The 12,571-nt window shown below is 70.4% G+C and carries 12 protein-coding genes; 3 read left to right on the plus strand and 9 right to left on the minus strand.

Going from position 1 to position 12,571, the window contains the following annotated elements:
- Nucleotides 1–2: 2 nt before the first annotated feature.
- From AB0310_RS12530 to AB0310_RS12540, 3 genes are read right to left on the minus strand one after another with little or no spacing between them, the layout of a single operon-like run.
- A complete protein-coding gene (locus AB0310_RS12530) occupies nucleotides 3–908 on the minus strand; it encodes an alpha/beta fold hydrolase (protein ID WP_187663180.1) in 906 nt (301 codons plus the stop codon).
- The gene (locus AB0310_RS12535) at nucleotides 905–1,882 is read right to left on the minus strand and encodes a cation efflux transmembrane domain-containing protein (protein ID WP_366237366.1); all 978 of its coding nucleotides are present in this window, start codon (nucleotides 1,880–1,882) and stop codon (nucleotides 905–907) included. Before AB0310_RS12535 ends, AB0310_RS12530 begins: the two co-directional genes overlap by 4 nt.
- Entirely contained in the window at nucleotides 1,879–2,379 is a 501-nt protein-coding gene (locus tag AB0310_RS12540) for a type 2 periplasmic-binding domain-containing protein (RefSeq protein WP_366237367.1), read from the minus strand. Before AB0310_RS12540 ends, AB0310_RS12535 begins: the two co-directional genes overlap by 4 nt.
- A gap of 107 nt (nucleotides 2,380–2,486) precedes the next feature.
- Here AB0310_RS12540 and AB0310_RS12545 point away from each other — a divergent pair, with 107 nt between their 5' ends.
- On the plus strand, nucleotides 2,487–2,879 hold the full coding sequence (locus tag AB0310_RS12545) for an SIP domain-containing protein (protein ID WP_187663182.1): 393 nt from the start codon (nucleotides 2,487–2,489) through the stop codon (nucleotides 2,877–2,879).
- Nucleotides 2,880–2,891: 12 nt separating this feature from the next.
- Here the strand turns inward: AB0310_RS12545 and AB0310_RS12550 are convergent, their stop codons facing one another.
- Nucleotides 2,892–3,347, minus strand: a complete 456-nt coding sequence (locus AB0310_RS12550) for an FAD synthase family protein (protein WP_187663183.1) — start codon at nucleotides 3,345–3,347, stop codon at nucleotides 2,892–2,894.
- A 166-nt stretch (nucleotides 3,348–3,513) separates the two neighbouring features.
- On the opposite strand from AB0310_RS12550, the gene AB0310_RS12555 reads away from it, so the two are divergent.
- On the plus strand, nucleotides 3,514–4,692 hold the full coding sequence (locus AB0310_RS12555; RefSeq protein ID WP_232089168.1) for a glycosyltransferase: 1,179 nt from the start codon (nucleotides 3,514–3,516) through the stop codon (nucleotides 4,690–4,692).
- On the opposite strand, the gene AB0310_RS12560 is transcribed toward AB0310_RS12555, so the two are convergent.
- From AB0310_RS12560 to rfbA, 3 genes are read right to left on the minus strand one after another with little or no spacing between them, the layout of a single operon-like run.
- Nucleotides 4,689–6,107, minus strand: a complete 1,419-nt coding sequence (locus AB0310_RS12560) for a sugar nucleotide-binding protein (RefSeq protein ID WP_366237368.1) — start codon at nucleotides 6,105–6,107, stop codon at nucleotides 4,689–4,691. The genes AB0310_RS12555 and AB0310_RS12560 overlap by 4 nt on opposite strands.
- A complete protein-coding gene (gene rfbB, locus AB0310_RS12565) occupies nucleotides 6,107–7,105 on the minus strand; it encodes a dTDP-glucose 4,6-dehydratase (protein ID WP_187663185.1) in 999 nt (332 codons plus the stop codon). The genes AB0310_RS12560 and rfbB overlap by 1 nt, the downstream gene beginning before the upstream one ends.
- On the minus strand, nucleotides 7,102–7,974 hold the full coding sequence (gene rfbA, locus AB0310_RS12570; RefSeq protein WP_187663186.1) for a glucose-1-phosphate thymidylyltransferase RfbA: 873 nt from the start codon (nucleotides 7,972–7,974) through the stop codon (nucleotides 7,102–7,104). Before rfbA ends, rfbB begins: the two co-directional genes overlap by 4 nt.
- A gap of 152 nt (nucleotides 7,975–8,126) precedes the next feature.
- Between rfbA and AB0310_RS12575 the strand changes: the two genes are divergently transcribed.
- Nucleotides 8,127–9,146, plus strand: a complete 1,020-nt coding sequence (locus tag AB0310_RS12575; RefSeq protein ID WP_366237369.1) for a glycosyltransferase family 4 protein — start codon at nucleotides 8,127–8,129, stop codon at nucleotides 9,144–9,146.
- Between the two features lie 9 nt (nucleotides 9,147–9,155).
- Here the strand turns inward: AB0310_RS12575 and AB0310_RS12580 are convergent, their stop codons facing one another.
- Both AB0310_RS12580 and AB0310_RS12585 read right to left on the minus strand, forming a co-directional pair.
- Nucleotides 9,156–10,496, minus strand: coding sequence for a phenylacetate--CoA ligase family protein (locus AB0310_RS12580; RefSeq protein ID WP_366237370.1), 1,341 nt, complete (start codon nucleotides 10,494–10,496; stop codon nucleotides 9,156–9,158).
- A 43-nt stretch (nucleotides 10,497–10,539) separates the two neighbouring features.
- Nucleotides 10,540–12,537 carry a glycosyltransferase gene (locus tag AB0310_RS12585; RefSeq protein WP_232089169.1) on the minus strand — a complete coding sequence of 666 codons (1,998 nt, stop codon included), beginning with the start codon at nucleotides 12,535–12,537 and terminating at the stop codon, nucleotides 10,540–10,542.
- Nucleotides 12,538–12,571 lie beyond the last annotated feature (34 nt).

The following is a 12,571-nucleotide window of genomic DNA, read 5'->3' on the forward strand; positions in this document are numbered from 1 at the left end:
GCCTACGTCCGTGGGGGAGGGGCGGCTCCGAAGAAGCCCGCCAGTGCGGCGGCGAGAGGTTCTGGCGCCTCCTCCGCCATGTGGTGCCCGCTGTCGATGCCGTGGCCGCGGACATCGTCGGCCCAGTCCCGCCAGATGCGGAGAGGGTCGCCGTAGAGCTCTTCGAGATCGTCGCGTTCCGACCAGAGCACGAGCGCGGGCATCGCGAGTCGGCGCCCGGCGGCGCGATCCGCCTCCTCGTGTGCGCGGTCGATCGTGAGACCGGCGCGGTAGTCCTCGAGCATCGCCCGGATGACCGACGGCTGCCGCACCGCGTGCAGGAACTCTGCATGGTTCGCCGCGCCCATCGTCGCCGGGTCGGCCTTGGGGGCGTACCAGGCCTCCGGGTCCGCGCCGATGACGCGCTCCGGGATGTCCGGCTGGGCGAAGAAGAACCAGTGCCACCAATGCACGGCGAAGGTCGCGTCGCAGCGGCGAAGGTGCTCCGAGATCGGCAGGCAGTCCAGCAGCGCGACCTGTTCTACGGTCTCCGGGTGATCGAGGGCGAGCCGGAGCGCGACGTAGCTGCCTCGGTCGTGCCCGACAAGGCGGAAGCGCTCGTGACCGAGTCTCTCTGCGACGGCGCGGATGTCTCGGGCGACGGCACGCTTGGAATGGGCCGAGTGATCGGAGGTGGGCGCCGGGCCGCGGGAGCGTCCATAGCCGCGCAGGTCGGGGCAGATCACGGTGAAGCCGCGCTCGACGAGCAGGGGAGCCACCCGATGCCACGTCGCCGAGGTGCGGGGGTGACCGTGCAGGAGCACCACGGGCGGTCCCGAGCCACCGTGACGGACGAGGATGTCCGCCTCGGAGGTCGGGATCCGAGTGGTCGTGAAGCCGGGGAACAGCGCCTCGTCGGCGGCGCTCATCGCCCGGGGTCCGCTTCGGCCGGCAGCTCCTCGACCGGGATGATCACGACGTCCTGCACCTTCCAGTCCAAGTCGGCGATGCCCTCGGACGCGGCGGTCAGGTCGGCCGTGCGGACGGCCCGGTGATGCGGCACCACGAACGCCTCGATGTGGAACACCTGGCCCTGATCCCGCATGCGCACGGCAGCCTGATCCACCCAGGGGCGGCTGCGCAGGTAGGAGACGACATCGCGGGCCAGCGGATGCGGCTCCGCGCTGTCGAAGGTGCGGGCCCGCTGATCCATGAGATCGACGATGGCCGTCTTCGTGTTGCGGAAGCCGTCCCAGATGATGCCGAGCGAGATGAAGAGCGCCGCGGCGCCGTCGAGCCACCAGATTCCCGCGCCCACACCGAGCACGCCGACGATCGAGGCGACCGTCGTCTGCCAGTCCGCCTTCGCCATGTCGGCGTCGGCGTAGAGCAGCTTGTTGTGCAGGACGGGGGCGAGCTTGGCCTTGGCCGGACCGTAGAAGAACACCGGTCCGACGATCACGACGGCCATGACGGCGACCATGAGCCAACCGAGCCAGATCGTCTGCCCGAACAGCTGCACCGTGCCGATGGTCGGGTGCTCCCCCCGGAGGAGTCCGGCGACGGCCTCGACGGCGAGGTTGAGGCCGACCGCGAGGAGCGCGACACCGGCGACGAGGTGCCCGACGCCCATCACGCGGTGCAGGCCGTAGGGGTGCTTCCGGGTGGGGCGGCGCCGCACGAACACCAGGGCGAGAAGGAACGCGAACTGCGGGATCAGGGACAGCATGTCCTCGATCCACGCCGTGCGCATCGCCTGGGACTCGCCCACGACGAGCGCGATCACGGTGATCGTGATCGAGGTGTAGACGATCGTGAAGATCTCCCAGCGCACGGCTTTCCGGGTCGCCTGCTGCTGTTCGTCGGGGAGCTCGGTACGCCCGAACCGCTTCGTCTCGGTCATCGATCGACCTCACCGTCGAGGTAGGTCTCGAGGGCCGAGAGGAAGGCGTTCTCGCCCAGGGGGACGAGCATCACGAGCTCCCGATCGCCCGCGCCCTCGATCCCGGGATAGCCGCGGGTCACGCCCGCCTTGTCGATCCACGGGGTGTCCGGGGTCAGGCCGCCGGCGACGAGATCGAGGTCGCCGGTCTCCAGCATGCCCACCAGGCTCTCCTCGGTCGCGACCGTCCAGGTGACGTGGGCGTCCAGGCTCGCGGCGAAGCCGTCGACGAGGGCGACGACCGGCCCGTGGGGCCGGCCGCCGTCTGTCTCGACCAGGCCGGGGTCGGGCGAGGTGCCGACCCGCAGCTCTCCGCCCGTGACTCGGTCCAGGGTGCCGTCCGGGTCTGCGGGGACCGTCGCTCCGCACCCGCTCAGGGCTGCGGCCACGATCAGGCCGACCAGGGCGCCGACCAGGCGGCGTCCGGCGGGCGTGCGTCGAATCCTCTCACTGCTCACGGACTCAGGATGACGCGTGGCGCCGTCCGGGTAAAGGTGTTGACGAGCGCCGTCGCGGAGGACTAACGGCTCTTGATGGTAAGGGTAGCCTTACCTATAGTGGAGGCATGAGCATCGCGTGCGAGCACCTCGAGGATCCGGACTGGGAAGCGATGGAGGGAGCCGTCCTCATCGCCGGGGACGCCGCCGATGTCGGAGCCATCGCCCGCGTCGCGTCCCGGCTCCCGTGGGATGCGCACGGCGTCATCCTCATCGAGGCGGCGGCCCGTATCCAGTTCCGGCACATCGACGTCCCCCAGGGGGTCTCGGTCCGCTGGCTCCTGCGCGCCGAGGGGCCGCGCGCCCATGCCCGCGGCGAGCGTCTCGCGAACGCCGTCTACGCGTGGTGCCTGGAGTGGACGTGCAGTGAGCCCCCGGAGCACTGGACGGTGTGGCTCGGCCCGCACACCCCGCCGCACGTGGCGCGGATGGCGCGCAGCCTCCTCGGCGTCGCGAACTGACCGACGCCGGCTTCAGCGGGTCGCGCCGACCACCGACGCCGTGGCGTTCGCGGTGATCGCGTCGAGCGCGCGGCGGAGCGCCGAGCTCGACGTGTGCGCGGTGTACGGGAAGTAGACGACCTCGACGCCCACCTCCGCGAACTCGCTCTCCAGCCGCAGGCCCTTCTCGGTGCCGCGCCAGTCGTCGCCCTTGAAGAAGTGCGTGAAGCGCACGTCGCGCCAGGAGTCCATCTTCGACGGCGTCGTCTCGACGTAAACGTCGTCGACGAAGGAGATGTGCCGCACGATCTCGGCACGCTCGGCGGTCGGGATGACCGGCTCGATCCCCTTGACCTGACGCAGCATCTCGTCGCTCACCACACCGGCGATCAGGATGTCGCAGTGCTGTTTGGCGTGCCGCAGCAGATTGAGGTGCCCGACGTGAAACAGGTCGAAAGCTCCGACGGCATAGCCGATACGCGTCCCCATGATCTCCCCAGATCGATCATTCCCCAGTCGAACGGATCCCCACCCGTTCGTCGCGACTCCCACAGCCGCAGACGACACTCTAGCAGGAACATGTCCTGCGGCCCATAGGAACCCATGGAACGATGGATGCCGGAGCCGATGGGGCTGCGGAACGAAGGGGACCACGTTGGGGGCAGGGGTCACGGTCATCGTGCCGACGTACAACGAGCGCGACAACGTCGCCGAACTCGTGGAGCGGACGGCGGCGGCATTGGCGGGACGGGACGCCGAGATCCTCTTCATCGACGACAGCACCGATGACACCGCGGCCGAGGTGGAGCGCCTCGCGGCCGACGCCCCGATCGCGGTCCGGGTGCTCCATCGCGCGGACAACGTCGGGGGCCTCGGCGGGGCGGTCGTCGTCGGCCTGGGGGCCGCGAACGGCGACGTCTGCATCGTGATGGACGGCGACCTCCAGCATCCGCCGGAGCTCCTGCCGACCCTGCTGGACCGGTACGCGGACGGCGACGCGGACGTCGTCGCCGCCTCCCGCTACATCGGCGGCGGAGACACCAGCGGCCTCGGGACGGCCGTGCGCTTCGGCGTCTCCCGCGCCGCCACCTGGCTGACCCGCGCGATGTTCCCGCGGCGGCTCGCCCGGAGCACCGATCCGATGACCGGGTTCTTCCTCGTCGACCGGCGGCGACTCGATCTCGCTGCCCTGCGGCCGCAGGGCTTCAAGATCCTCCTGGAGATCCTCGCCCGCACCGATCTGCGGATCGCGGAGGTCCCGATGGAGTTCGGCGAACGCCGCCACGGTACCTCGAAGGCGAGCCTCCGGCAGGGGGCCACGTTCATCGCCCACCTGGCACGGCTGCGCTTCGGAAAGATGTCCCTGTTCGCCGCGATCGGCGTCCTCGGCGCCATCGCGAACCTCGCGATCATGTGGGCGCTGACCGCCGCGGGCGTGCCCTACGTGTGGGCGGCGATCATCGGCGCCGAGGTCACGATCGTGGGCAACTTCCTGCTGCAGGAGCGGTTCGTCTTCGCGGACATGCGCACCGACGCCCGCAGCGCCGCGGCACGCTTCGCGGCCTCGTTCACGTTCAACAACGTCGAGGCAGCCCTGCGCATCCCGGTGATGGCGCTCATGGTCGAGACGTGGCACATCTCCAGCGTGCTCGCCACGGCGCTCTCGCTCGTCGTGGCGTTCTTCGCCCGCTTCCTCTTCCACTCGCTCGTCGTGTACGCGCCCCGTCGGCGACGGGAGGAGCGGGAGGCGGCGGGTGAGCCGGAGCCGGACACCGCGACCCTGCGCATCATCCGCGCCATCGACGCGGAGGCGATGAAGCCGGGCGAGCTCTAGGCGTCGTCGGCGGACAGGTAGTCCGCGAGGGCCGCATCCGCATCCCTCGGCGTCCAGCCGGTGGCCGTGATCCGGGCGAGGTCCAGGACGCTGTTGCGCGGACGCGGCGCGATCGGTCCGGCCTGGTCGGCGAAGTACTCCTCCGTCGTCACCGGGGTGACCGCGGCCGGGTCGTGCCCGGTCAGCCGGTAGACCGCGCGCGCGATGTCGGCCCAGGAGCGCGGTTCGCCGCCCCCGGTCACGTTGTAGAGCCCGAACGGCGCCGAGACGTCGAGCAGGTGCCGGATGGCCGCGGCGAGGTCCGCCGTGAAGGTGAGCCGCCCGATCTGGTCGCCGACGACCCGCGGCGCGATGCCCCGCTCCGCCAGCGAGGCCATCGTCCGCACGAAGTTGCGGCCGTCGCCGATCACCCAGGAGGTCCGCAGGATGTAGTGACGGGGCACGGTCGCGACGATCGCGTCCCCCGCCGCTTTCGTCTGCCCGTAGACACCGAGCGGCCGGACCTCGTCCGTCTCGGTGTAGGGGCCGTCCTTCGTGCCGTCGAACACGTAGTCGCTGGACACGTGCACGAGCGTGAGGTCGTTCTCGGTCGCGATGCGGGCGAGCGCGGACACGCCCGTGACGTTCGCCGCCCAGGCCTCGGCCCGCCCCTCCGCGGTCTCGGCGTGGTCGACGGCCGTGTAGGCGGCCGCGTTGATGATCGTCCCGTAGTCGCGCCAGCGCCGTGCGACGGCCAGCTCGGGGTCGCGGAGGTCGAGCGTCTCCCTGGTCGTGTACTCGACGTGCTCCGCGTCCCCGAGAGCCGCCCGCAACGCCAGGCCGAGCTGACCGGACGCCCCGACGACGAGGGTCTTCCGCGGGCCGATCGGGGTCACGTCGGCCAGTCGAGGATGCGCCCGGTCCTTCGGGGAGATCTCGACCTGGTCGAGCGGGATCGGCCACGCGATGGCCGCCGTCTCGTCGGCGAGATTGAGGAAGGAGTACGCCGCGTCCGGCGACCAATGGTCGTTCACCAGGTAGGTGTAGGCGGTGTCCGCTTCGAGCGTCTGGTACGAATTGCCGACGCCGCGAGGCACGAGGATGGCGCGCGACGGGTCGATCTCCGCCGTGAAGACGCGCCCGAAGGTCTCGCCCGCCCGCAGATCGACCCAGGCGCCGAAGATCCGGCCGGTGGCGACGGAGACCCACTTGTCCCACGGTTCGGCATGGATGCCGCGGGTGGTGCCGATCGCGTCGTTGAACGAGATGTTGTTCTGCACGGGGCCGAAGTCCGGAAGGCCGGCGGCGACCATCTTCTCGCGCTGCCAGTTCTCCTTGAACCAGCCGCGGGCATCGCCGTGCACCGGGAGGTCGACGAGGAGCAGGCCGGGGATCGGCGTCTCGGTGATCGTGAGCGCCTTGCCGAACGCGGTCATCACTGCCCCCGGGCGGCGTAGAACGACTCCGTGGCGTCCTTGGCCGGCGCCCACCAGTCCTCGTTCGCGCGGTACCACTCGATGGTGGAGGCGAGGCCCGACTCGAAGTCGGAGAACCGCGGCGCCCAGCCGAGCTCGGTGCGCAGCTTCGTGGAGTCGATGGCATAGCGCAGATCGTGACCGGCGCGGTCCGTGACGTGGTCGTAGGCGTCGGCGGGCTGGCCCATCTGCGTGAGGATCAGCTCGACGACGGACTTGTTGTCCTTCTCGCCGTCGGCGCCGATCAGGTACGTCTGGCCGATCTCGCCCTTCTCCAGGATCGTGAGGACGGCCGAGGAGTGGTCGTCGGCATGGATCCAGTCGCGCACGTTCTGTCCGGCGCCGTACAGCTTGGGGCGGATCCCGCGCAGCACGTTCGTGATCTGGCGCGGAATGAACTTCTCCACGTGCTGGTACGGGCCGTAGTTGTTCGAGCAGTTGGAGATCGTCGCCTGCACGCCGAACGAGCGCACCCAGGCGCGCACGAGCAGGTCGCTGCCGGCCTTCGTGGACGAGTACGGCGACGAGGGGTTGTACGGCGTCTGCTCCGTGAACCGTGCCGGGTCGTCGAGCTCGAGGTCTCCGTACACCTCGTCGGTGGAGATGTGGTGGAACCGGCGATCATGCCGACGGGCGGCCTCCAGCAGCGTGTACGTGCCGATGATGTTGGTGTCGAGGAACGGCCGCGGGTCGTGCAGCGAGTTGTCGTTGTGGGACTCGGCGGCATAGTGGACGACCGCGTCGGTCCGGGCGAACAGGCTGTCGACGAGCGCGGCGTCGGCGATGTCCCCCTCGACGAGTTCGACCCGGTCGGCGGGGAGACCAGCGAGCGAGGCGCGGTTGCCGGCGTAGGTGAGCTTGTCCAGCACGGTCACGTGCGCGTCCGTGTGCGCGACCACGTGGTGCACGAAGTTCGATCCGATGAAGCCGGCGCCGCCGGTCACGAGCAGGCGGGTCATCGAGCGCCCCTTTCGAGCAGTCCGAGCAGGTAGGTTCCGTAGCCCGACTTCACGAGGGCTTCCGCGCGCGTCCGAAGCGCCTCGTCGTCGAGGAAGCCCTGACGCCAGGCGACCTCCTCCGGCACGCCGATCTTCATCCCCGTGCGGCGCTCCATCGTGCGCACGTAGTCGGCGGCGTCGGTCATCTGGTCGAAGGTCCCGGTGTCCAGCCACGCTGTCCCGCGGGGGAGGACCTCGACCTGGAGCTTGCCCCGTTCGAGGTAGGCCCGGTTCACGTCCGTGATCTCGTACTCCCCGCGAGCGCTGGGCGCCAGGTTGCGAGCGATCTCGATGACGTCGTTGTCGTAGAAGTACAGGCCGGGCACCGCGTAGTTGCTCTGCGGGGCGGCGGGCTTCTCCTCCAGGGAGACGGCCTGGCCGTCGGCGTCGAACGCCACGACTCCGTAGGCTTCCGGCTCCGCCACCCAGTACGCGAAGACCGCGCCACCGTCGATGTCCGCGAAGCGCTTGAGCTGCGTGCCGAGGCCCGGCCCGTAGAGCAGATTGTCGCCGAGGACCAGCGCGACGCTGTCGTCGCCGATGAAGTCCGCGCCGATGGTGAACGCCTGGGCGAGGCCGTCCGGCGACTCCTGCTGCGCGAAGGACAGGGAGACGCCGAACTGGGAGCCGTCTCCCAGCAGCCGCTCGAAGTGCGCGGCGTCGTGCGGCGTCGTGATGATGAGGATCTCCCGGATCCCGGCGAGCATCAGGGTCGACAGCGGGTAGTACACCATCGGCTTGTCGTAGACCGGGATCAGCTGCTTCGAGACCCCCAGCGTGATGGGGTGCAGCCGCGTGCCCGAGCCGCCCGCCAGAATGATGCCCTTCATATATGTCCCCCTCGTGAAACATCGATGCTCGTGGCGGCGTCACTGAGAGGACGGCCATCCCCTGCCGTCCGACGACCCCCACAGTCGTACGCTCGACTCTAGCGGAGAACTCGCCCTTTACACCGCCGGGGCCGAGGTCCATAGTGGGCCTCGTGGGATCCGAGGACAGCCCGGCGCTGTCCGTCACCTGGGCGCACCGTGCCGAGCAGTCGGCATCCGCCTGGGCGCGCGCACACGCCAGGGGAGAGGTTCCGAGCGTCTGGCCCTACGGGCTGGACGCTCTTCGCGACCACGCCGTCGTGGAGGTGGATGAGCTCCCCGACCCCGGCCGGATCGCACGGCTCCGCGCACGCGCCGGCGTCGGCCCGCGGCCCCGTGCCGGGTTCGCCATCGCGTGGGACGAGAACACCGCCTATCGTCTGCAGATCCTGCGGCCGCGGACGCGGTACGCCGCTGGCGTCATCTGGCTCACCGACATGGCGGCGGCCGCCGCTGCACCCGGTCGACTGGTGGCGATGCTGCGGGCGGCCACGGCGCTCTGGGTGCTGAGCGAGGCACAGGTCGTGCCCCTGCAACGGCTCCTCGGGGCCGACGCGCCCCGCATCTTCGTCGTGCCGTTCGGGATCGACCACGAGTTCTTCGGCGCGCAGCCACCCGCCGCCCGACCCCGGATCGTCAGCGCCGGCAACGATCGCGACCGGGATCCCGCGACGCTGTACGCCGCGCTCGCCCTGGTCCTCGCTGCGCGCCCGGGAGTCGATGTCGTCGTGCAGTCGCCCTCCGCGCTGCCGCCTCCGGAGGGCGTCCGGCTCGTGCGTCGGCTGCCGCACACGGAGCTCCGCGATCTGTACGCGACGGCGAGCGTCGTGGTGACCGCGACCCGCCCCAACCTGCACGCGTCAGGGATGACGGTGGCGCTGGAGGCTCTGGCCACGGCCCGCCCCGTGGTGGTCTCGGACACCCCTGGCATGCGCGATTACGTCAGCGCCCGCACCGGTGTCCTCGTCCCGCCGGAGGAGCCGGAGGTGCTGGCGGAAGCGCTGCTCGGAATGCTGGACGATCCCGACCGCGCCGCCGAGCTGGGTCGGCAGGGCCGGATCGAGGTCGAGCGCCGCTTCACGACCGCGACGATGGTCGACGCCCTCGTCCGCGGTCTCCGAGCGGACGGCTGACGTCGACGCTCAGACCGAAGGGGGCACGTCGCTGATGATGTACTTCGTCTTGCCGCCCGTGTAGGGCAGGGAGTCGACGAAGTCGGTGCGCACCGGCACCTCGTTCGCGATCCGCTCCTGCAGTGCGGCGACCGCGCTCTCGATCTGACTCCGCGCCTCCGCGCCGTCACCCTCCACGACGCGGATGGTGATCGAGTGATCGGCGAGCTGGTGGATCTGGAAGAGACGCACGGCTTCCGGGTGTGCGGCGAACATCCCCATGAGGCGGTGCGCGAGCACGGTACCGCTGGGGAGACGGATCATGTCCGTCGTCCGCCCCTGAGGCTGCTCCATGAGCGGGAGGGCACTGCCGCAGCGGCAGGGTTCCGATCGCAGGATGCCCTTGTCGCCGGTGCGATACCGGATCAGCGGGAAGACCCTGTTGCGCAGATCCGTGATGACGAGGTCACCCAGCTGGCCGGGGGCTGCGGGGGCCCCGTCCTCGTCCACCACCTCCACCCGGCGGACGTCGGCGAAGACGTGGAGACCGTCGCGATGAGCGCATTCCCCGGCGATCCATCCGAATTCGGAACCGCGATACTCGTCGTGGACGGGAGCGCCGAAGACCGACTCGAGCCGTGCGCGGACGGAGGCCGTGAGCGGCGCCGCCGTCGTCGCGATCGCCTTCGGGATGGGGACGCTCAGCTTCCGGCGCTCCAGGAAATCGGCGAACTCCAGCATCGCTCCGACGTACCCCTCGATCAGGCGCGGTCGCGTCGCGGTGAGTCGTCGATGGAACGCTTCCATCGTCTGCTCCGAGATCAGACCGGCGTCGAGGTAGACCTGAGTGGTGGGCCACCAGGCGAGGTCGTTCTTGATGGTCGCCAGCCGCCCGAAGTTCCAGCGACCGACCCGGGCGAGGTCGTCGTACGGCTCGATCCCCCACCAGGAGTACATCCTCCAGCTCAGGGCCAGCGCCGGCACCCTGGCGTCGTGGAGGGTGGCGAGGGGCTCTCCCGTGCTGCCGCCCGTCAGAGCAGGTCGCGCACTGGCTTCCGTCGCCTCGGGCGTGCGCATCTCCGCCGCGTGCTGCTTGACGGTCGCCCGGTCGAGGATCGGCAACGACGCCCAGGCTTCCGGATCGGTCAGGGAATCCGGGCGGACGCCGAGCTCCCGGTAGCGGGCGCCGTAGAACGCGGAGGAGTCCATGGCGAACGCCGTGATGTCCCGAGCGAGCCTGTTCTGCATACCGGCGAACTCGGCCGGGGCCAAGCGCTCGTTCGAGAGGAGTTCACGGTGGAAGGCTCCCGCTCTCGCCCGTACGGTCGCGGCCTTGGCGCGGAAGAACGCGCCCTTCAGTGATGCGGACATGGATGGAGCCTCTCGTCATTGAGCGGGCGGGTGGGAGGGTGGGTCAGACGCGGTGGCGGCGCCGACGCTTGTGTGCGACGCCCTCGCGGAAGGCGTCCCGGTGGGCACGGCCGGCGTCCGCCCATTCGCGGCGGGAGAGGTCGGGTGCCCCGGTCAGCGTCGATGCCGCCCGCCAGGCCTCGACCACCGCTGCGGCGTCGAGGTCGCCGTCGTACAGGAGCACCCACTCGGCGCCCACTTCGCGCGCCAGCGCCTCATTCGCCTCGTTCCGCGGCACCAGCACGGGCCGTGCCATGGACAGGGCGGCGAGGACGCTGCCCGAGTTGTGCATGAAGCGGTAGGCCAGAACGATCAGCTCGGAGGAGGTGGCGAGCTGGACGAGCTCGGCATCGCTCAGGAAGTCGAGGTGCAGTTCGACGGCGGGGAGACCGGACGTCCGTTCACGGAGGTCGTCGCCGAGCTCGGGGGTGGAGGGGCGACCGCCGATCTTCAGGCTCAACGTCGGCTCGATCGTCACCGCCTCCGCATAGGCGTCGATGAACCCTTCGAGCCCTTTGTAACGACGCACCCCGCCGAACGATCCCAGCCGACCGGGCACACGCTCGGCGGAGGGGAACGCGGCGTACCAGTCGCGGTAGTGACCGTGCAGGATGAGGCTGTGCGGCGTGCCCGGAGGGAGCGGCGTCGTCTCGTTGATGACGATCCGATAGTCGGTGTGCCGATCGATGGACCGCAGCAGCCACAAGCGTGGCGCGTTGTCATCGGGAAGCTCGATGTTGTGGACCGTCCGCACCACGGCGATACGTCGAGACAGGCGGTGCCTGGCGACGAGGGCCGCCGTGAGGAGGAACTTGCCGGTGGACTTCCACCAGGTCGATCCGTGGAGCTTGGCCTCGGGCCAGTGCCAGTGGAAGGCGTCGTAGCGGCCGAAGAGGGCGGTCTTCCACGAGAACCGGAGATGCTCCAGGCCCTCCGTCGTCCCCAGGGCCTCGTCGAGCATCTTGTTGTACGGATTCGTCGTGGGGCGCGGGGCGCCGAGGGACTGCATCACGCGGATGCTCGACGCGGATTCGGTCATCGTGTTGTCCTCCGAGGGGCGACGGTATTCGTCGTAGCGGCGGCCGAGAGCGGCGGCGATGGTGCCGCGGCCGCGGTGGATCAGGCGGGTGCCGCGGGCGTGATGGGCGATGTTCGAGGTCGCGGCGCCGAAGGCTCGACGTGCTGCACCGACGACGATCCGGGCGATCCCACCGATCAGGGAGCGCACCCGGAGCAGACCGCGGCGCAGCCTCCCTCGGGTGAGCTGCAGGTCGATGCGGGTACCGGCATTGGCCGAGCTGAACGCCCGCTGCGCCGCCCACGCGCGGCTGAGGCGCGCGGCGACGACGAGGTCCTCGGTCTCGGACTCGTTGCACCAGACGATGCGGCCGCCTCGGCCGACGAGTTCGCGGGTGAAGAGCGTGTCCTCGCCGCCGCCGAGCCCGAGGGACGGGTCGAAGCGCACGCCGAAGCGGCGCACCGCTCGGAGGTCGAGCAGCAGGTTCCCCGCCGCGGCGACCGAGAGCACGGTCCCGGTCGGGCGGGGCGGACGACGGAACGTGCCGGATGCGAGCAGCCAGGGATCGACGTCGTCGTCGAACACGGAGATGACGCGGCCCATGACGGCATCCGCGTCGAACGCGCGCCAGGTGGTGATCAGCGCCGAGAGCCAGCCGGCACGGGGGACCTCGTCGTCGTCGATGAAGGCGAGCAGGTCGCGGTCGGCGCACTCGTCCAGCAGCCGGTTCCGCGCGGCCACGATGCCCGGCGTCGGCTCGACGACGTACCGGACGGGCAGGGCGGCGTTCGCGGCCACCTCGCGCGCGGAGCCCGCGGCGTCGTTGTCGACGACCAGCACCTCCACGTCCACGCCGAGGTCCGCACACTCCGCGATCCGGTCAGGGAGTGCGCGCAGCAGCGCCGCCAGCAGCTCCGGCCGTCGGTAGGTGGGTACGCCGATCGTCACGGCGATCGCGTCGCCCGTCCCCGGTCCCCTCGTCATCCGCCTCATCCCCATGGCAGTCGTGCGCCTGTCT

Origin of the sequence: Microbacterium meiriae (genome assembly GCF_040702565.1) — a bacterium.
GTDB lineage: Bacteria > Actinomycetota > Actinomycetes > Actinomycetales > Microbacteriaceae > Microbacterium > Microbacterium meiriae.

Bases quoted from the DNA above. Each gene is read 5' to 3' on its own strand.
- AB0310_RS12530 (WP_187663180.1), bottom strand. From the start codon at position 908: ATGAGCGCCGCCGACGAGGCGCTGTTCCCCGGCTTCACGACCACTCGG.
- AB0310_RS12535 (WP_366237366.1), bottom strand. From the start codon at position 1,882: ATGACCGAGACGAAGCGGTTCGGGCGTACCGAGCTCCCCGACGAACAG.
- AB0310_RS12545 (WP_187663182.1), top strand. From the start codon at position 2,487: ATGAGCATCGCGTGCGAGCACCTCGAGGATCCGGACTGGGAAGCGATG.
- AB0310_RS12550 (WP_187663183.1), bottom strand. From the start codon at position 3,347: ATGGGGACGCGTATCGGCTATGCCGTCGGAGCTTTCGACCTGTTTCAC.
- AB0310_RS12560 (WP_366237368.1), bottom strand. From the start codon at position 6,107: ATGACCGCGTTCGGCAAGGCGCTCACGATCACCGAGACGCCGATCCCC.
- rfbB (WP_187663185.1), bottom strand. From the start codon at position 7,105: ATGACCCGCCTGCTCGTGACCGGCGGCGCCGGCTTCATCGGATCGAAC.
- rfbA (WP_187663186.1), bottom strand. From the start codon at position 7,974: ATGAAGGGCATCATTCTGGCGGGCGGCTCGGGCACGCGGCTGCACCCC.
- AB0310_RS12580 (WP_366237370.1), bottom strand. From the start codon at position 10,496: ATGTCCGCATCACTGAAGGGCGCGTTCTTCCGCGCCAAGGCCGCGACC.
- AB0310_RS12585 (WP_232089169.1), bottom strand. From the start codon at position 12,537: ATGACGAGGGGACCGGGGACGGGCGACGCGATCGCCGTGACGATCGGC.